We start from the raw sequence: 18,166 nt of genomic DNA, 5'->3' as shown, positions 1-18,166 counted from the left end.
CCAGTGGGCGTGCGCAGGACTGAATCGGGTATACTCCCGCTCCTTAAATCGCAGCCCAAGTAACAGGTGAATTTCGTGAGCCAGCCTACGCCAGCCGTGCGTACCTTCCAAGACTTGATCCTCGCCCTCCAGCAGTACTGGGCCGAGCAAGGTTGTGTGGTACTTCAGCCCTACGATATGGAAGTAGGCGCCGGCACTTTCCACACCGCTACCTTCCTGCGGGCCATCGGCCCGGAAACCTGGAACGCCGCTTATGTGCAGCCCAGTCGTCGCCCGACTGACGGCCGCTACGGCGAAAACCCCAACCGCCTGCAGCACTACTATCAGTTCCAGGTGGTCTTGAAGCCCAACCCGGAGAACTTCCAGGAGCTGTACCTGGGTTCCCTGAAGCACGTGGGCCTGGACCCGCTGGTGCACGACATCCGCTTCGTCGAGGACAACTGGGAATCGCCGACCCTGGGCGCCTGGGGCCTGGGCTGGGAAGTCTGGCTCAACGGCATGGAAGTGACTCAGTTCACCTACTTCCAGCAAGCCGGTGGCATCGAGTGCTACCCGGTGACCGGTGAAATCACCTATGGCCTGGAACGCCTGGCCATGTACCTGCAGGGCGTGGATTCGGTGTACGACCTGGTGTGGGCCGACGGCCCGTTCGGCAAGGTCACCTATGGCGATGTGTTCCACCAGAACGAAGTGGAGCAGTCGACCTACAACTTCGAACACGCCAACGTCGAGAAGCTGTTCGAACTGTTCGATTTCTACGAAAGCGAAGCCAAGCGCCTGATCGAGCTGGATCAGCCACTGCCGCTGCCGAGCTATGAAATGGTCCTCAAGGCCTCGCACACCTTCAACCTGCTGGATGCACGCCGGGCCATCTCGGTCACCGCACGCCAGCAGTACATCCTGCGTGTGCGCACCCTGGCGCGTTCCGTTGCGCAAGCCTACCTGCTGGCCCGTGCCAAGCTGGGCTTCCCGATGGCAACCCCGGACCTGCGTGATGAAGTGTTGGCTAAGTTGGAGGCGGCACAATGAGTGCGCAAGATTTTCTGGTTGAACTGGGCACTGAAGAACTGCCACCCAAAGCCCTGAACACCCTGGCCGAAGCCTTTCTGGCCGGCATCGAAAAAGGCCTGCAGAGCGCCGGCCTGAGCTTCCAGGCCAAGCACGTATACGCCGCGCCACGGCGCCTGGCGGTGCTGATCACCCAACTGGCCACCCAGCAGCCGGATCGCAGCATCAACCTCGACGGCCCGCCACGCCAGGCAGCCTTCGATGCTGAAGGCAACCCGACCCAGGCGGCCCTGGGCTTTGCCAAGAAGTGCGGCGTCGAACTCAGCGAGATCGACCAGAGCGGCCCGAAACTGCGCTACAGCCAGAGCATCAAGGGCAAGCCGACCGCCAGCCTGCTGCCGACCATCGTCGAAGATTCGCTGAACGACCTGCCGATTCCCAAGCGCATGCGCTGGGCCGCGCGCAAGGAAGAGTTCGTGCGCCCGACTCAATGGCTGGTGATGCTGCTGGGCGATGAGGTCATCGACTGCACCATCCTCGCCCAGAAGGCCGGTCGCGACTCCCGCGGCCACCGCTTCCACCACCCGCAAAGCGTGCGCATCACCGCGCCGGCCAACTACCTGGCCGACCTGCGTGCCGCCTACGTGCTGGCCGACGCCAACGAGCGTCGCGAGCTGATCAGCAAGCGCACCGCGGAACTGGCGACCCTGCAGGAAGGCACGGCGATCGTCCCGGCGGACCTGCTGGACGAAGTGACTGCCCTGGTCGAATGGCCGGTGCCACTGGTGTGCTCGTTCGAGGAGCGCTTCCTCGAAGTGCCCCAGGAAGCCCTGATCACCACCATGCAGGACAACCAGAAGTACTTCTGCCTGCTGGACGTGGACGGCAAGCTGCTGCCGCGCTTCATCACCGTGGCCAACATCGAGAGCAAGGACCCGCGCCAGATCATCGAGGGCAACGAGAAAGTCGTGCGCCCACGCCTGACCGACGCCGAGTTCTTCTTCAAGCAGGACAAGAAGCAGAAGCTCGAAGACTTCAACCTGCGCCTGCAGAACGTGGTCTTCCAGGAAAAACTCGGCAGCGTCTACGACAAGGCCGAGCGGATCTCCAAGCTGGCCGCCTTCATTGCCCCGCGCATCGGCGGCGACGCCCAGCGCGCCGCCCGTGCCGGCCTGCTGTCCAAGTGCGACCTGGCCACCGAGATGGTCGGCGAGTTCCCGGAGATGCAAGGCATCGCCGGCTACTACTACGCTCTCAATGACGGCGAGCCGGAAGATGTCGCCCTGGCCCTGAACGAGCAGTACATGCCACGTGGCGCCGGCGCCGAGCTGCCCAGCACCGTGACCGGTGCCGCCGTGGCCATCGCCGACAAGCTGGACACCCTGGTGGGGATCTTCGGCATCGGCATGCTGCCCACCGGCAGCAAGGACCCCTACGCCCTGCGTCGCGCGGCACTGGGCGTGCTGCGGATCCTGATCGAGAAGAAGTTCGACCTCGACCTGAACGACGCCGTGGCCTTCGCCGTCAGCGCCTTCGGCAGCAAGGTCAAGGCCGCCGGCCTGGCCGACCAGGTGCTGGAGTTCATCTTCGACCGCCTGCGTGCCCGTTACGAAGACGAAGGCGTGGATGTGGCCACCTACCTCTCGGTGCGTGCCCTGAAGCCGGGTTCGGCCCTGGACTTCGACCAGCGCGTGCAAGCCGTGCAGGCCTTCCGCAAGCTGCCGGAAGCCGCCGCCCTGGCTGCGGTGAACAAGCGCGTGTCGAACCTGCTGAGCAAGATCGAAGGCAATGTGCCGACCACCATCGAAGCCAAGTACTTCGACAACGCCAACGAGTTCTCCCTGTACTCGGCGATCCAGCAAGCGGACCAGGCTGTACAGCCCATGGCCGCTGCCCGCCAGTACAGCGAGACCCTGGCCCGCCTGGCTGCCCTGCGCGAGCCGGTGGACGCCTTCTTCGAGGCGGTGATGGTCAATGCCGAGGACGCCAATGTACGGGCCAACCGCTACGCGCTGCTGGCGCGGCTGCGGGGCCTGTTCCTGGGCGTGGCCGACATTTCGGTACTGAGCTGATCAGGTAGGGAACTGCTGTGAAACTGCTGATACTCGATCGTGACGGCGTGATCAATCACGACTCCGATGCCTACATCAAATCGGTGCAGGAGTGGATTCCGCTCCCCGGCGCGATCGAAGCCATTGCGCAGTTGAGCAAGGCCGGCTGGACGGTGGCGATCGCCACCAACCAGTCCGGCATCGCTCGCGGCTACTACGACCTGGCCACCCTCGATGCCATGCACGCGCGCCTGCGCGAACTGGTGGCGGAGCAGGGCGGCGAAGTCGGGCTGATCGTCTACTGCCCTCACGGGCCCGACGAAGGGTGCGCCTGCCGCAAACCGAAACCGGGCATGCTGCTAACCATTGCCGAGCATTACCAGGCAGAACTGACAGGTCTATGGTTTGTCGGTGACAGTCTCGGTGACCTGGAAGCCGCAAAAGCCGTCGACTCTCAGCCAGTATTGGTAAAGACCGGGAAAGGCGAAAAGACTCTGGGGAAAACCCTGCCGGTAGGCACCTTGATTTTTGACGACCTGGCGGCCGTTGCCGCTGAACTTATCCACAATTAGGCCCCTTCTGGCATCCTGACCAAGGACTGTTCGGGAGAGCGCTTTTTAACAGGCGGGCATGCCCGCAATGGTAAATGCCGCTATGTCGATCCTGCAGGCCATCAGAACCTTTTTCTTTTACCTGCTACTGGGCACCAGTTCCTTGCTGTGGTGCTCCCTGAGCTTTTTTATCGCGCCGTTCCTCCCATTCAAGGCGCGCTATCGCTTTATCAACGTCTACTGGTGTCGCTGCGCGCTGTGGCTGACCAAGGTATTCCTCAATATCCGCGTGGAAGTGAAGGGCGCGGAAAACGTCCCCGAGCGGCCTTGCGTGATCGTTTCCAATCACCAGAGCACCTGGGAAACCTTCTTTCTCTCGGCCTACTTCGAGCCCCTGAGCCAGGTGCTCAAGCGCGAGCTGCTGTATGTGCCGTTTTTCGGCTGGGCCATGGCCATGCTGCGGCCCATCGCCATTGACCGGGACAACCCCAAGGCTGCCCTCAAGCAGGTGGCGAGCAAGGGCGACGAGTTGCTCAAGGACAATGTCTGGGTACTGATCTTCCCTGAAGGCACCCGCGTGCCTTACGGCCAGATCGGCAAGTTTTCCCGCAGCGGCAGCGCCCTGGCGGTGAATGCCGACCTGCCGGTGCTGCCGGTGGCCCACAACGCGGGCAAGTTCTGGCCGAAGACCGGCTGGGCCAAGCGCCCCGGCACCATCACCGTGACCATCGGCGCGCCGATGTATGCCGAAGGCAGCGGCCCGCGGGCCATCGCCGAGCTCAATGACCGGGTGGCGGCCTGGAATGAACAGGCTCAACGGGATATGGGCTCATTGCCACCATTGGCCACTTCTACGGATAAGGTTGCTGTATGAGCTTCTGTGGATAACCTGTGTACGACTTTTCCTACAAGGCTTGAAATCTAATTATAAATAACTGATTTATATATATATTTCCCAAGCTCATAAAATGTGGAAAAACGTGCATAAGTTTTTCAGCAGACAAAAAAACCGGCCTTGGAGCCGGTTTTTTTCACCTGGGATATTCCCGGCCCTTCATTCCTCCAGCAAAGGCAGTTCGAGGATGAAGCAAGAGCCCCGACCCACCACGCTCTGGCAACTGATACGGCCCTGATGCCGGTCCACCACCGCCTTGACCATGGACAAGCCCAGGCCCAGGCCATCAATGCCCTTGGCCGAAGCAAAACGCTGGTACTGGCCGAACAGCTGGGGCAGATCCGCGGCATCGATACCCCGGCCTTCATCGCTGATCTCGCAGCGCAGCCAGCCTGAGGTACAACTGACCCGCACACTCACCCTGGACTCCACCGGGCTGTACTTGATGGCGTTTTCCAGCAGGTTGAACAGCGCCCGGGTCAGTAGCGACTGGTCCGCCAGCACCAGGCCTTCGGCCTCGTCGTCTAGGTCATGCTCCAGGTGAATGTCCTTCAACTGGGCCAGGGTCGTGGCCTGATCGAAGGCGTCCAGCACCAGCATGGCGAACATGCTCGGTTCGAACTGGTAGGCCTCCGACTCGGCCTTGGCCAACTGCACGAAGGCCTCGGTCAGAGCCAGGGCCCGGCGTACCTGCTGCTCGATCTGGCCGTACACCTGCCGGGGCGTCGCCGGCTGATGGCGCTGCACATCCAGCAAGGCCAGGATCGCCGAATGGGGCGCGCGCAGATCATGGGACAGAAAGCGCAACAGCACGCTGCGTTGCTGTTCGGCGTCGCGCTCGACGCTGAGGTCGGTGAGGCTCAGCAGCCAGCCAATGGCGGTATCGCTGTCCACCGGCAGCAGCGGCGCCAGTTCCATGCGCAGGCTGCGCTGCTGAACATCACGGAACTCCACCGCCGGCAGTTGTTCCAGCCGGGGGTACAAGGCCGGTTCCGTCAGGCCCGGGTAACCCAGGGCAGCCAACTGGGCAATCAGCCCTTCACCCACCAGGGAATGGGCAAACACTTCCCGTGCATTGCGGTTGGCCAGCAGGATCTTGCCGTCGGGGTCGCTGATCAGGGTCGCCACCGGCAGGTACTCCAGGCCATCGGCGATAAAACGCCGGGTGTCCCGGGTGCGGCTCAGGGCCTGCTCCAGAGCGACGATCTGCCCCTGCAGCACATCCCCGGCCGGGGCCTGGCTGCGCCGGCGTTCCGGCAACACCTTGGGCTCGCTGTCCAGGCGCGCCAGTTCCCAGCCGAAGTAGTCCAGGATCACGCTCAGCCGGCGCCAGTTCCAGATCAGGTAGGCCAGCAGCATGCCCAGCAAGCTGGCCACCGGCGACCACCAGTAGCCCAGCCGCAGCATCAATACCGAGCCCGCCAGGCCCAGCCCCATGCAACCCAGGGTTATCCACAGCGCGTGGCGCGGCCGCCACAGCAACAGGCCCAGCAACACAGCGGTCAGGGCCATGGACAGCAGCATCCCCGACCACTGGCCCAGGGCAACCACGCTGCGATGCTGGAGCAGGCCGTTGAGCAGGTTGGCCTGGATCTCCACCCCCGGGGTGGTGCCCTGGCTGCCGGATTGCGGGGTCACGTAGCGGTCCCCCAGCCCCGGGGCCGTGGAGCCCACCAGGATCAGCCGGTCGCGCAGCAGCTCCGGCGGCACTTCGCCCCGCAGCACGCTGACATAGGGCACGCTGGGAAAGCCGGCGTCGGCGCTGATAAAGGGAATGCGCACCGGGTTGGACCGCAGCCACCCCTGGGCCACGCGAGGTTTGCCGGGCCCGGGCATATGGGGGAATGCCGGCTCGGCTTCGGTCAGTTGGTACAGCAGCCACGTCAGTTGCGCCCGGGGAGCCAGCACCGGGCCTTCGCGCAGGTAGACGCTGCGCACCGTGCCATCGGCATCCGCTTCGGCATTGATATGGCCCAGGCCGCGGGCGCAATTGCGCAGCAGCGGCACCGGCGGGATTTCCTCAATGTCCTGGCCATAGCGGGCAACGCCCTGGCGCAGCACCGGCAGGAACACATTGCCGGCCCGGCACAGGGCGGCAGCCAGGCGGGTGTCGTTTTCCACCGTGCTGCCGGGTTCACTGAGGATCACATCGAACAGCACCCCTTTGGCCTCGGCCGCGCTCAGCCGGTCCAGCAGTTGGCCATGAATGGCCCGCGGCCAGGGCCAGCGCCCCAGTTGCTGCAAGCTGTAGTCGTCGATGGTCACCAGCAGGATGCGCGGGTCCACCGGTAGCGGGGTGAAGCGCCGCAGGTTGTCGTAGAACAGATTGTTCAGGGCCAGGCCGTGGCTCAGGGACAACACCGCAGTCAGCGGCAGAAGAATCAGGCTGACCCACAGCCACTCCCGCACCAGCCCGCGGAACAGGCGCTGAGCCTGGGTCGGTTCACGGCCTTCGGCCCGACGGCGCCATACGCTCATGGACGGCCCACCGGGGCGTTATTCAACACGGGTGGTCCTGGGGTAATAAAAGATGTCATAGACCCCGGTTTCGCCTTCCAGGCCGTGCTCATCGAACGCCGAAAGACGCACGTGATAAAAAAATGCCTGCAAGCCGGTGAAGTTGACCTGCGGGGTGCTGGAGAACTGCTCCTGCTTGATGTTCAGGAAGTCCTTGTCGGTGGCGACCTGGGCCCGGTAGCGGCTGGCCCCGGGCAAAGGTTGCAGGATCAGTTGCCAGACGGGCAGGGCACCGGTCTGTCCGGCCTGCCCCAGCAGCCTCGGCGCGGCCAGCAGTTCCACCGGCTTGAGCTCGCCCTGTTTCTGGATCCGCAGCCCCTGGCGCGCCATGACCTGGACTTCACCCGGCACCGGGCCTGCCGGTTTATCCACAGGGCGCTGACGCGTACGCCGCGGTGCCGGCTGCGGCGCGTCCTCTTCGCGATTCACCGCCACCTGGCCATTGAGCACCTCCACCAGGGATTGCTGATCGTCATTGCGTACCCGGAAGTGAGTACCGCGAACCCCCAGCACGCCCACCGGCGTAACGATCTGGAAACGGTCGTGATCACTGGTGCGCTTGATCACGTAGGACTCGATCTGGCCCTGCTCCAGCACAACCTGAGGGATGGCGTACTGGTTATTGAGTTGCAGGGTGACCTGGGAACTGGAAGGCAGCACCACCCGCGAACCGTCTCCCAGGGACAGGCTGACGAAGGCCGACGGCGAGGTCCTGACCCCTTCCTTCTCATCGATGCTCATGCCTTCCTGCAGGAGCACCTCGCGTCCCTTGGCGTCCAGTTTCCAGGCTTCGCCGGTCAGGTGTTCCACCGTCGCCGGCAGGGGCTGGCCACGGCACTGCTGGTTGTCATCGATATAGGGCAGCCGTGGCGCAGCCGCCTGTGCCGCACACAACGGCAGAATCAACCCGGCCAACAGCAGGGCGACACGCGCGACCTGAGGCCGGCCGGTGGACGGAAAAGGGCAGAGGTCATTCATGGATGTGCTTAGAGCCTTTGGGAAAACCGCGGCGAAATCCTACGCACCATACCTGAGGCAGATCGTTGGCAGAAAGCCGAACGCTGCGGGATGTCGCCCAAAGACAGGAACCCGGTCGGGCGAGGGCGGAAACAGGACAGGGCGAGAAGAAAGTGACACGTCCCTGTGTCGGAACCGGAGCGACAGGTCGCCCGGCCCAAAGTCCTGAGGAGGCACTCCCTGTATTCCCCTTCAACGACGCACGCGAGCGCGCGTTGTCCCGCCAGCCTGGCGGTTGACACTCCCTGTGTCGGAGCACTTCCAGGTGCCCCCGTGTGCCACTCAGCGGGAAGCAATGTAACGCTGGCCGCAAAGCTGCGACGGATTTGCAATATTTGTTCAGAATCATTGCCTCGGCCTCTAGAACACCCAGCGCGGGGCCGGTGGCTGCAGGTTCGTGGGTAGCGCTGTCCGACCGATCACGGACTCGGCGTCCAGGGTCAGGTTGGAGTCACTGCCAGCGGGCAGGGCAGACGCCGGGTATTGCCCGATGCCGGAGGGCTGACAGCAGCCCGCTGTGGACGCTGGCACGGTACAGGCACTGATTCCCAGATAAGCCGCCAGCATCAAACTGAGAAGACGCACCGGATCATCGCCGCTGAATATTCTGACAAGCGCGACCTGGCCTTTCCTGAGCAGGTTCCCCATGGTTCTTTTCCTTGTTTGTACGAGCCGGTATCGTGCTGCTCAATAGCCCGACGGCCCGTGCTCCGGGCGCCTTACCGGCTATTTGATATCAGCGTACCGAGGGACCCGGGGCTCAAGAGCAATTCGCCACAATTGTTCAGATTCAGGCCAGGTGCCTAAACTTCCCCTCAGTCCGAGCCCGGCAGCCACGGCCTCGGGCGCTCTTGGAACCATAAGGAACTGCCTCGCATGCGTGTCGCGATACTGGATGACGAACCTGCGGAACTGGCGCGGGTGGAACAGACACTGCGAGAGATTCCCGGCCCCGGCGAACAGCCCTGGACCTTGCACAGCTTCGAGCGCGGAGAAGACCTGCTGCGCCAGTTGCGCCGGGAAACCTTCGACCTGCTGATCCTCGACTGGCAAGTGCCGGACCTCAGCGGCCTGTCCCTGTTGCGCTGGACCCGGGAACACATGGATTCGCCGCCCGCGGCCATCATGCTCACCAGCCGCGATGCCGAGAGCGATATCGTCCAGGCCCTGAACACCGGTGCCGACGACTACCTGAGCAAGCCGTTTCGCCCCAACGAACTCAAGGCACGGGTCAACGCGGTACTGCGCCGCCATGGCTTGCAGCGCAACCACAGCGAAGAAGTGCAGAGTTTCAACGACCTGAGCTTCGATGATGCGGAACTGACCGTCACCCGCGCCGGCGCTCCCATCAGCCTTACCGAGCGCGAGTACCGCCTGGCTCGCTGCCTGTTCGCCAACCTGGGCCGGCCGCTGTCCCGGGAATACCTGTACGAACGGTTCTGGACCCATGAGGAAATCGTTTCCTCACGGCCCCTGGATACCCACATCTACCGCTTGCGCAACAAACTCGGGCTGACCGCGGATCGCGGCTGGCAACTGTTGACGATCTACGGCTATGGCTACCGCCTGGAAAGTGTCGCGTCGCCTGAAGAACAGGGCAGCTGACTGCTTGCCTTCAAAAGCGGCTTGATATCATTCCGAGTCCCGCCAGACATCTTCATAGCCGGCGCGGTCGATGATGAAACGCGTCCCGCTCGGCAGGTAAAGGTAATCGATAACCTCCGGCAACAGCTCGAGCAAATGCTCGGTGCACAGAGGCTGGTAGAAATCCACCGCAGTGGAATGTTCGCCGCAGTGGATAAACCAACTGACCGTGCCGTTTTCCGGCAACTCGACCCGGGTGCCATAGATGGGCGATTGCGCAAGCGAGCCTATGGCCAGCGCAATCATCGGCTCCGGGGCCTGGGGAGCAAGGTCGTAGCGTTCACAGATAAGCTGCTGTCTTTCGTTCATAGGGCCAGCCACCAATCGAGCAAGGTCTCGTCATCGGTGTCATCGAGGTTTTTATAGATGTTGGCGTAGTACCACTCGCTGCCCGTGGTCTCGCGAAAGCGGTTGAAGAACAGGGCGATGTTGTCCATGCCGTTTCGCGCCGGCACCGACAATGTCAGATTGCCCTTGTAGCGCCCGTCGAGCATGCCACCCAATTCGCTCGCCACATCCGCCGCCAGGGCCATGATGTGTTCTTCAGGGATGTGATCCGAATAGATATGGATGCAGAAGTTGCCGCCACGCTTGAGCACCACGGCGGGGGCCTGCGGATCCTTGATCGAGATGATGTCGCCCTTGGCCAGGTTCAGCGCCAGCCCTGGTGAATAGAGAATCTCGTAACTGTCCTCATCAATGCGCCGGACATGCAGCGGCTCATAGACCGGGCCACGGCTGTTCTGCCCCGCAACAACCCGAATCGATATTTCCTGGTGTTCATCATCCATAACCCATTTCCGTGCGATTGCTGTTTCTACAAAGGGTGAAATGAGCCGAACCGGCCCAGCCGCGTAGCGGGGTCAACTGATCGATAAACACATCTCGAACGCGCCTGTTCGATGGCCGGATCGTCTCTCAGCTCAGGTGCCAGCACAGCACCTAGTGATCCCTCCAGGTGACGCACTCAAGTGAGGCCAGTGAAGAGCACTCGCTCAGGCGCGCAGGCTCGATGGCCTCGTGCTGTAAACAGGCATCTTCATAGGCGACATGTTGGTCGTCGGTGATGGAGGCCAGGTATTGGTCGATTGCGCAAAAACTGACCTCGGGCACGATATCCACAGTGAACAGCGACAGGCCCCGGGTAACCGTACAGCTGGCGCCGAGGCTGCGCAGGTGCTGCACAATCCCCGAGCGCTCTGACTCGCGCTCGGCAAAAACCCGCAGCGTCGAGTGGCCGGATTGCCGCACCACGCCGGTAGCGATCCGCTCATGGGCCTCAGCGCGAGTCAGCACCCAGTCCCCCTTGCTCACGCCATAGAGATAGTAGGGCGTGTTATCCAACTGGTAGACATCTGCCCCCCGTTGAATGCCCCACATCGACTCATACTCCACCGGTGGATAACCGTCGGCGTCGACGGTGAGCTTGAAAATGATCTTGTGAAACTGTGCTGTCGAGGTATCCATTCCATCTCACCGAGGCGCCGCCATGGGCCTCATAAACTGCACGTAAAAGAAGTTTTCCTCGAAGGAAAATATGACCTCCGCACGGCCCCCGAAGGGGAAGCGTGCTTCATCGAATAGGTGGCTGCTTGTACCTGCCAAGGTCAACGTCCTTATTGTCCAGTTAACCTTCCACTTCCCAGGCCAGATCGGGATCAGCCGAGCCATAGGCCGAGAAATAAGCCAGGGCCTGTCTCGCTCGCTCTTTAGCCACACACTGATAGCGAGGGTAACTACCGGACTGGCCGCCCGCGACCAACTCAACCCGCTGATCATCAGGGGTGTCTGCGCTGAGCAGGGTCTGCAACGACTGGTCGACGTCCTGGGCGATAAAGACCACATACTGATCGGCCGCACCGCCCCCGATATGCATCAGGGTCTGATCACTGAAGAAAAAAACCGTCGAGCTGAAAGCCTTTCCGTCCAGGCGGTTGAACGCGGACAACACCTGCATCGAGTCGGGGTTTAACCACTCATGGGTGTGACAACGATTACCGGCATATTCATCTTCAACAATTTTCTTGAGCATTTGCCATGACTGCCTTGTCCGGATAAAAACGTAAATCGTTATGGATGAGGGATTGAACAATCTGCCAATAAAAAAGGCCAACGCAAGCGTCGGCCTTTTTATTTTCAGCTGTGTCGCTGGATCAGAAGTCCAGGTTGGACACCGCCAGGGCGTTGCTTTCGATGAAGTCGCGACGAGGCTCGACCGCATCACCCATCAGGGTGTTGAAGATCTGGTCGGCGCCGATGGCGTCTTCAATGGTCACCTTGAGCATGCGGCGCATGCTTGGGTCCATGGTGGTTTCCCACAGCTGGTCAGGGTTCATCTCGCCCAGACCTTTGTATCGCTGGATGGTGTGGCGCTTGGTGCTTTCCGCCATCAGCCAGTCCAGGGCCTCCTTGAACTCGGTGACGGCTTTCTTGCGTTCGCCGCGCTGAACATACGCGCCTTCGTCCAGCAGGGTGCTCAGTTGAGCGCCGAGGGAGACGACGGTCTTGTAGTCGTTGCTGCCAAAGAAGTCGCGGTTGAAGGTGACGTAGTTGGACAGGCCGTGGGAGATCAGCTCGACCTCTGGCAGCCACACATTGCGTTCACGGTCTTCGCGCAGGCTGGCCTTGTAGACCAGGCCGGACTTCTCGGAAGTGCGCAGGCGGGCGTCGTACTTGGCCAGCCAATCCTGCATGGCGGCGTGGTCGGACAGTTGCTCCATGGTCACGGCCGGCAGGTAGATGAAGTGCTCGGTCAGCTCCTGCGGGTACAGGCGCGACAGGCGCTTGAGGGTCTTCATCACCATGCGGAAGTCGTTGACCAGGCGCTCCAGCGCCTCGCCGGAGATCCCGGGGGCTTCTTCGTTCAAGTGCAGGCTGGCATCTTCCAGAGCCGACTGGGTCATGTAGTCTTCCATGGCGTCGTCGTCTTTGATGTATTGCTCTTGCTTGCCTTTCTTGACCTTGTACAGCGGCGGCTGGGCGATGTAGATGTAGCCGCGCTCGATCAGCTCCGGCAACTGACGGAAGAAGAAGGTCAGCAGCAGGGTACGGATGTGCGAACCGTCAACGTCAGCATCGGTCATGATGATGATGTTGTGATAACGCAGCTTGTCGATGTTGTACTCTTCACGGCCGATGCCGCAGCCCAGCGCGGTGATCAGGGTGCCCACCTCTTGCGAGGAGATCATCTTGTCGAAGCGTGCCTTCTCGACGTTGAGGATCTTGCCCTTGAGCGGCAGGATCGCCTGGGTCTTGCGGTTGCGGCCCTGCTTGGCGGAACCGCCAGCAGAGTCACCTTCCACCAGGTAGAGTTCGGACAGGGCCGGATCCTTTTCCTGGCAGTCCGCCAGTTTGCCCGGCAGGCCGGCGATATCCAGCGCGCCTTTGCGACGGGTCATTTCACGGGCTTTACGCGCCGCTTCACGAGCGCGGGCAGCGTCGATCATCTTGCCCACCACCAACTTGGCTTCGTTGGGGTTTTCCAGCAGGAAGTCGGAGAAGTACTTGCCCATCTCCTGTTCGACCGCGGTCTTCACTTCGGAAGAAACCAGCTTGTCCTTGGTCTGGGAGCTGAACTTCGGATCCGGCACCTTCACCGAGATGATCGCGGTCAGGCCTTCACGAGCGTCGTCACCAGTGGTGGCGACCTTGTGTTTCTTGGCCAGGCCTTCCTGCTCGATGTAGTTGTTCAGGTTACGGGTCAGGGCCGAACGGAAGCCCACCAGGTGGGTACCGCCGTCGCGCTGAGGAATGTTGTTGGTGAAGCACAACAGGTTCTCGTTGAAGCTGTCGTTCCACTGCAAGGCGATTTCCACGCCGATGCCGTCTTCACGCTGGATGTTGAAGTGGAACACCTGGTTGACCGCAGTCTTGTTGGTGTTCAGGTATTCAACGAATGCCCGCAGGCCGCCTTCGTACTTGAACAGCTCTTCCTTGCCGCTGCGCTCGTCCTTGAGGACGATGCCGACACCGGAGTTGAGGAAGGACAGTTCACGGATCCGCTTGGCCAGGACGTCCCAGCTGAAGTGGATGTTCTTGAAGGTTTCAGCCGAAGGCTTGAAGTGGATCTGGGTACCGGTGGTTTCGCTGTCACCAACGATTTTCATCCGCTCTTGCGGAACACCGTGGACATAGGTCTGTTCCCAGATCTTGCCGCTACGGCGCACGGTGAGGATCAGCTCCTCGGACAGGGCGTTCACTACCGATACACCTACGCCGTGCAGACCGCCGGAGACCTTGTAGGAGTTGTCGTCGAACTTACCGCCGGCGTGGAGCACGGTCATGATGACCTCTGCCGCGGAGACGCCTTCTTCTTTATGCACATCGACCGGGATGCCGCGACCGTTGTCGCGCACGGTGATGGATTCATCCGGATGGATGATGATGCTGATGTCGTCGCAATGACCGGCCAGCGCTTCGTCGATGGAGTTATCGACCACCTCGAACACCATGTGGTGCAGACCGCTGCCGTCATCGGTGTCGCCAATGTACATACCGGGACGTTTGCGTACGGCATCCAAACCTTTCAGCACCTTGATGCTGGTCGAGTCGTACGTATTTTCTTCGCTCATGCCTTCACTCCCGATGGTCGTGGGTCTGGGTGATACGGCCTTGTTCCACGTGGAACAAAGCGACTGGCGTTTCCGTCTGCCAGCCTTCCCTCAATAATTCGTGGTCTACACAGGTGATAAACACCTGGCAGCGTAAGTCTTCCAACAAGCGACAAAGTGCGCGGCGGTGCTGCTCGTCCAGCTCGGACGGCAAGTCATCCACCAGATAAATACACTGACCGCGGCGGGCCTGGCTCACCAGATGCCCCTGGGCAATGCGCAAGGCACAGACCACCAACTTCTGCTGGCCACGGGACAAGATGTCCGCGGCGTTGTGTCCGCCTAAGCGCAGACGCAAATCAGCACGTTGTGGGCCGGCCTGGGTATGACCCATTTGCTGGTCACGGTGGAGGGCGGTCGCGAGCACTTCACTGAGCTCCCGGTCCTTGTCCCAACCACGGTAATAGCTAAGCGTCAGGCCCTCGAGCTGCAACAGTTCGCCCAAGGTCCGCTCAAAGACTGGTTTCAAGGCTTTGATATAAGCGCGGCGGTATTCATCGATTTCAGCGCTGGCCTGACACAGTTCCCGGTCCCAGGCCGCTTGCGAAGCGGCGTCAAGTGTACCATGCCGCAGCCATGAGTTCCGCTGCCGCAGGGCCTTCTGCAAGCGCTGCCAGGTGGACATGAAGCGTGGTTCCACATGGAACACTCCCCAATCCAGGAATTGCCGACGGATCTTCGGTGCGCCCTCCAGCAGGCGGAAGCTGTCCGGGTTGATCAACTGCAGCGGCAGAATCTCGGCCAACTGCGCCGCGCTGCGGGCATTCTGACCGTCGATGCGGATCTGGAATTCCCCCTGGCGATCACGGGATATCCCCAGGCTGCTATGGCCGCCCTGGGCCAACTCCACCTGGCCGAACACCGTGCAGGCCAGCTGCTCGTACTGGATCACCGGCAGCAGGCGGGCACTGCGGAACGAGCGGGCAAGCCCCAGCAGGTGGATGGCTTCCAGCACGCTGGTTTTGCCACTGCCGTTGGCGCCGTAGAGAAGGTTGATGCGGGGGGAGGGGGAGAAGGTCACCGGGTGCAGATTGCGCACCGCGGTGACCGAGACGCGACTGAGGGACATCTAGCTTCTGCTGAGCATGATTACAGGCGCATCGGCATGACAACGTAAGCCGAGTCGTCGTTGTCGGATTCCTGCACCAGCGCACTGCTGTTGGAATCGGACAGGATCAGGCGAACCTGTTCGGTGGTCATCACGCCCAGAACGTCCAGCAGGTAGCTGACGTTGAAGCCGATTTCCAGGGAACCGCCGTTGTATTCCACGCCCACTTCTTCTTCCGCTTCTTCCTGCTCCGGGTTGTTGGCCTGGATCTTCAGCTGACCATTGGCCAGTTGCAGACGGATGCCGCGGTACTTCTCGTTGGACAGGATCGCGGTACGGCTGAAGGCTTCGCGCAGCGCCTGGCGATCACCCAGTACCAGCTTGTCACCGCCTTTGGGCAGCACGCGCTCGTAGTCTGGGAACTTGCCGTCCACCAGCTTGGAGGTGAAGGTGAATTCGCCGGTGGTGGCACGAATGTGGTGCTGGCCCAGGACAATGCTGACGTTGCCATCGGGCTCGGTGAGCAGGCGCGCCAGTTCCAGGATGCCTTTGCGCGGCACGATCACCTGGTGGCGATCCGGCTGGCCGATGTCCGCCTGCATCGAGCACATGGCCAGACGGTGACCGTCGGTGGCCACGGCGCGGATGATCCCGGCGGACACTTCCAGCAGCATGCCATTGAGGTAGTAGCGCACATCCTGCTGGGCCATGGCGAAGCTGGTGCGTTCGATCAGGCGGCGCAGTCGGCTCTGCTCCAGCTGGCAGGTCAACGAGCCCGGGCCTTCTTCCACAGTCGGGAAGTCGTTGGCCGGCAGGGTCGACAGGGTGAAGCGGCTACGCCCGGCCTTCACCACCAGCTTCTGCTCGTCGACCTTGATGTCGATCAGGGCATCGTTGGGCAGGCTCTTGCAGATGTCCATCAGCTTGCGCGCGGGAACGGTGATTTCCCCCGGCTCGGCTGGCTCTTCAAGTTGCACACGACCGACCAGCTCGACTTCCAGGTCGGTACCGGTCAGCGAAAGTTGCTGGCCTTCGACAACCAGCAGCACGTTGGAAAGCACCGGCAAGGTCTGGCGGCGTTCGACGACGCCGGCGACCAGTTGCAGGGGTTTCAACAGGGCTTCGCGTTGAATGGTGAAATGCATGGTCTAGTCCCTTGCCTTAATAAGCTGCGTTGGAGTCATCAAGTGGTCAGAGTACGCAGCAGGTTCTTGTAGTCCTCGCGGATGTCCGCGTCGGATTCCTTAAGTTCATTGATCTTGCGGCAGGCGTGCAGAACCGTGGTGTGGTCGCGACCGCCGAACACATCGCCGATTTCCGGCAGGCTGTGGTTGGTCAGTTCCTTGGACAGGGCCATGGCCACCTGACGCGGGCGGGCCACCGAACGGGAACGCCGCTTGGACAGCAGATCGGAAATCTTGATCTTGTAGTACTCGGCGACGGTGCGCTGGATGTTATCCACAGACACCAGCTTGTCCTGCAGCGCCAGCAGGTCCTTCAAGGATTCGCGAATCAGCTCGATGGTGATATCGCGGCCCATGAAGTGCGAATGGGCGATGACCCGTTTCAGGGCACCTTCCAGTTCACGGACGTTGGAGCGAATGCGCTGGGCAATGAAGAACGCTGCATCATGAGGCAGCTCGACCTTGGCCTGGTCGGCCTTCTTCATCAGGATCGCCACCCGGGTTTCCAGCTCAGGCGGTTCGACGGCCACCGTCAGGCCCCAGCCGAAGCGCGACTTGAGACGCTCTTCCAGGCCTTCGATCTCCTTCGGGTAGCGGTCACTGGTGAGAATCACCTGCTGGCCGCCTTCGAGGAGGGCGTTGAAGGTGTGGAAAAACTCTTCCTGGGAACGCTCCTTGCGGGCGAAGAATTGAATGTCATCGATCAGCAGCGCATCGACCGAACGGTAGAAACGCTTGAATTCGTTGATGGCGTTGAGCTGCAACGCCTTGACCATGTCCGCCACGAAGCGCTCGGAATGCAGGTACACGACCTTGGCATTCGGGTTCTTCTTTAATAGGTGGTTACCCACAGCGTGCATCAAGTGGGTCTTACCCAGGCCGACGCCGCCATAAAGGAACAGCGGGTTGTAGCCATGCTTGGGGTTGTCCGCCACCTGCCAGGCCGCTGCGCGGGCCAGCTGGTTGGATTTACCCTCGACGAAATTCTCAAAGGTGAAAGTGCGGTTCAGGTAGCTGGTGTGCTTGAGCGCGCCTTCTACCTGGACGGTACGCTGTTCGGCGCGTACCGGTGCCTGCTGCGAGCTGGCGCCCGCCATCGGGTCGAAGCTGTCACGAGAGGGTTCTTCGCTGACTTCGGCAGCCTTCTGTGCGGCGGCTTTCTTGGCCGGGGCAGAAGTGGGTGCCGGAGCGGGCGCGGGAGCAGCAGCCGGGGCAGCATTGGCTGCAGCTGCTTGCAGGGCTTGCGAAGCGGCAGCGGCCAGTGGCGCGTTAGGTGCGGCGCGAGGCGCCGAACTGCGTTTGCTGCCTATTAATAAGGAAAGGACCGGTGCCATGCCGTTGCCGTGTTCATCCAGCAGCTCGAGCACGCGCCCCAGGTACTTTTCATTGACCCAATCGAGAACAAAACGATTCGGTGCGTATACACGCAACTCGTCGCCTTCGGCTTCGACCTGTAGCGGACGGATCCAAGTGTTGAATTGCTGGGCAGGCAGCTCATCACGCAGAAGCTCCACGCACTGCTGCCAAAGTTCCACTGACACGGATATCCCCTAAGTTGAAAGCCGGTGAGGCAAAAACAAGCGGCCATTGTAGCGATCAGCCGCCCACTTATCCACATGTAGCGTGTCCTCAGGACACTAA

General features: G+C 61.5%; 16 protein-coding genes. 5 read left to right on the top strand and 11 right to left on the bottom strand.

The genetic code is table 11. The features are described from left to right. Positions 1 to 75: 75 nt before the first annotated feature. The 4 genes from glyQ (at position 76) to PFLCHA0_RS00065 (ending at position 4,484) form a co-directional block, all read left to right on the top strand. On the top strand, positions 76 to 1,029 hold the full coding sequence (glyQ, locus tag PFLCHA0_RS00080; protein ID WP_003177094.1) for a glycine--tRNA ligase subunit alpha: 954 nt from the start codon (positions 76 to 78) through the stop codon (positions 1,027 to 1,029). Continuing rightward, positions 1,026 to 3,080: a glycine--tRNA ligase subunit beta gene (gene glyS / locus PFLCHA0_RS00075; protein WP_015633612.1), complete on the top strand. Its 2,055-nt coding sequence runs from the start codon at positions 1,026 to 1,028 to the stop codon at positions 3,078 to 3,080. The genes glyQ and glyS overlap by 4 nt, the downstream gene beginning before the upstream one ends. 17 nt (positions 3,081 to 3,097) lie before the next feature. Continuing rightward, positions 3,098 to 3,631 (top strand): D-glycero-beta-D-manno-heptose 1,7-bisphosphate 7-phosphatase, encoded by a 534-nt coding sequence (gene gmhB, locus PFLCHA0_RS00070; protein WP_015633611.1) that lies wholly within the window; start codon positions 3,098 to 3,100, stop codon positions 3,629 to 3,631. A gap of 82 nt (positions 3,632 to 3,713) precedes the next feature. Further along, the gene (locus PFLCHA0_RS00065; protein ID WP_041114926.1) at positions 3,714 to 4,484 is read left to right on the top strand and encodes a lysophospholipid acyltransferase family protein; all 771 of its coding nucleotides are present in this window, start codon (positions 3,714 to 3,716) and stop codon (positions 4,482 to 4,484) included. 180 nt (positions 4,485 to 4,664) lie between these two features. Here PFLCHA0_RS00065 and PFLCHA0_RS00060 read toward each other — a convergent pair whose 3' ends face one another. The 3 genes from PFLCHA0_RS00060 to PFLCHA0_RS00050 form a co-directional block, all read right to left on the bottom strand. Then, a complete protein-coding gene (locus PFLCHA0_RS00060) occupies positions 4,665 to 6,983 on the bottom strand; it encodes a CHASE2 domain-containing protein (RefSeq protein WP_015633609.1) in 2,319 nt (772 codons plus the stop codon). Between the two features lie 18 nt (positions 6,984 to 7,001). Further along, positions 7,002 to 8,000, bottom strand: coding sequence for a FecR family protein (locus PFLCHA0_RS00055; protein ID WP_015633608.1), 999 nt, complete (start codon positions 7,998 to 8,000; stop codon positions 7,002 to 7,004). Positions 8,001 to 8,399: 399 nt separating this feature from the next. Next, positions 8,400 to 8,687 (bottom strand): hypothetical protein, encoded by a 288-nt coding sequence (locus PFLCHA0_RS00050; RefSeq protein ID WP_041751885.1) that lies wholly within the window; start codon positions 8,685 to 8,687, stop codon positions 8,400 to 8,402. Positions 8,688 to 8,915: 228 nt separating this feature from the next. On the opposite strand from PFLCHA0_RS00050, the gene PFLCHA0_RS00045 reads away from it, so the two are divergent. Beyond that, positions 8,916 to 9,644 (top strand): response regulator transcription factor, encoded by a 729-nt coding sequence (locus PFLCHA0_RS00045; RefSeq protein WP_011058398.1) that lies wholly within the window; start codon positions 8,916 to 8,918, stop codon positions 9,642 to 9,644. Between the two features lie 27 nt (positions 9,645 to 9,671). On the opposite strand, the gene PFLCHA0_RS00040 is transcribed toward PFLCHA0_RS00045, so the two are convergent. The 8 genes from PFLCHA0_RS00040 to dnaA all read right to left on the bottom strand — a co-directional run bounded on the left by PFLCHA0_RS00040 (position 9,672) and on the right by dnaA (position 18,066). Further along, the gene (locus tag PFLCHA0_RS00040; protein WP_015633607.1) at positions 9,672 to 9,992 is read right to left on the bottom strand and encodes an immunity protein Imm33 domain-containing protein; all 321 of its coding nucleotides are present in this window, start codon (positions 9,990 to 9,992) and stop codon (positions 9,672 to 9,674) included. Next, positions 9,989 to 10,474 carry a DUF4265 domain-containing protein gene (locus tag PFLCHA0_RS00035; RefSeq protein ID WP_015633606.1) on the bottom strand — a complete coding sequence of 162 codons (486 nt, stop codon included), beginning with the start codon at positions 10,472 to 10,474 and terminating at the stop codon, positions 9,989 to 9,991. Before PFLCHA0_RS00035 ends, PFLCHA0_RS00040 begins: the two co-directional genes overlap by 4 nt. Before the next feature lie 151 nt (positions 10,475 to 10,625). Next, positions 10,626 to 11,150, bottom strand: coding sequence for a DUF4265 domain-containing protein (locus PFLCHA0_RS00030; RefSeq protein WP_015633605.1), 525 nt, complete (start codon positions 11,148 to 11,150; stop codon positions 10,626 to 10,628). A 160-nt stretch (positions 11,151 to 11,310) separates the two neighbouring features. Next, complete coding sequence (locus tag PFLCHA0_RS00025) at positions 11,311 to 11,715, bottom strand: Imm1 family immunity protein (RefSeq protein ID WP_015633604.1); 405 nt, start codon at positions 11,713 to 11,715, stop codon at positions 11,311 to 11,313. Between the two features lie 121 nt (positions 11,716 to 11,836). Continuing rightward, entirely contained in the window at positions 11,837 to 14,254 is a 2,418-nt protein-coding gene (gyrB, locus tag PFLCHA0_RS00020) for a DNA topoisomerase (ATP-hydrolyzing) subunit B (RefSeq protein ID WP_011058394.1), read from the bottom strand. Between the two features lie 4 nt (positions 14,255 to 14,258). Further along, entirely contained in the window at positions 14,259 to 15,362 is a 1,104-nt protein-coding gene (recF, locus tag PFLCHA0_RS00015; protein ID WP_011058393.1) for a DNA replication/repair protein RecF, read from the bottom strand. Positions 15,363 to 15,382: 20 nt separating this feature from the next. Beyond that, on the bottom strand, positions 15,383 to 16,486 hold the full coding sequence (gene dnaN, locus PFLCHA0_RS00010) for a DNA polymerase III subunit beta (protein ID WP_011058392.1): 1,104 nt from the start codon (positions 16,484 to 16,486) through the stop codon (positions 15,383 to 15,385). Positions 16,487 to 16,524: 38 nt separating this feature from the next. Further along, a complete protein-coding gene (gene dnaA / locus PFLCHA0_RS00005) occupies positions 16,525 to 18,066 on the bottom strand; it encodes a chromosomal replication initiator protein DnaA (RefSeq protein WP_011058391.1) in 1,542 nt (513 codons plus the stop codon). Positions 18,067 to 18,166 lie beyond the last annotated feature (100 nt).

The sequence above is a fragment of the Pseudomonas protegens CHA0 genome, assembly GCF_000397205.1.
Taxonomy (GTDB): domain Bacteria; phylum Pseudomonadota; class Gammaproteobacteria; order Pseudomonadales; family Pseudomonadaceae; genus Aquipseudomonas; species Aquipseudomonas protegens.
This window is presented reverse-complemented; position numbering and strand designations above follow the sequence as displayed.

What these genes read in the sequence shown, in the direction of transcription:
- glyS (WP_015633612.1), top strand. Translation starts at nt 1,026, where the DNA reads ATGAGTGCGCAAGATTTTCTGGTTGAACTGGGCACTGAAGAACTGCCA.
- PFLCHA0_RS00065 (WP_041114926.1), top strand. Translation starts at nt 3,714, where the DNA reads ATGTCGATCCTGCAGGCCATCAGAACCTTTTTCTTTTACCTGCTACTG.
- PFLCHA0_RS00060 (WP_015633609.1), bottom strand. Translation starts at nt 6,983, where the DNA reads ATGAGCGTATGGCGCCGTCGGGCCGAAGGCCGTGAACCGACCCAGGCT.
- PFLCHA0_RS00055 (WP_015633608.1), bottom strand. Translation starts at nt 8,000, where the DNA reads ATGAATGACCTCTGCCCTTTTCCGTCCACCGGCCGGCCTCAGGTCGCG.
- PFLCHA0_RS00050 (WP_041751885.1), bottom strand. Translation starts at nt 8,687, where the DNA reads ATGGGGAACCTGCTCAGGAAAGGCCAGGTCGCGCTTGTCAGAATATTC.
- PFLCHA0_RS00045 (WP_011058398.1), top strand. Translation starts at nt 8,916, where the DNA reads ATGCGTGTCGCGATACTGGATGACGAACCTGCGGAACTGGCGCGGGTG.
- PFLCHA0_RS00040 (WP_015633607.1), bottom strand. Translation starts at nt 9,992, where the DNA reads ATGAACGAAAGACAGCAGCTTATCTGTGAACGCTACGACCTTGCTCCC.
- PFLCHA0_RS00035 (WP_015633606.1), bottom strand. Translation starts at nt 10,474, where the DNA reads ATGGATGATGAACACCAGGAAATATCGATTCGGGTTGTTGCGGGGCAG.
- PFLCHA0_RS00030 (WP_015633605.1), bottom strand. Translation starts at nt 11,150, where the DNA reads ATGGATACCTCGACAGCACAGTTTCACAAGATCATTTTCAAGCTCACC.
- PFLCHA0_RS00025 (WP_015633604.1), bottom strand. Translation starts at nt 11,715, where the DNA reads ATGCTCAAGAAAATTGTTGAAGATGAATATGCCGGTAATCGTTGTCAC.
- gyrB (WP_011058394.1), bottom strand. Translation starts at nt 14,254, where the DNA reads ATGAGCGAAGAAAATACGTACGACTCGACCAGCATCAAGGTGCTGAAA.
- recF (WP_011058393.1), bottom strand. Translation starts at nt 15,362, where the DNA reads ATGTCCCTCAGTCGCGTCTCGGTCACCGCGGTGCGCAATCTGCACCCG.
- dnaN (WP_011058392.1), bottom strand. Translation starts at nt 16,486, where the DNA reads ATGCATTTCACCATTCAACGCGAAGCCCTGTTGAAACCCCTGCAACTG.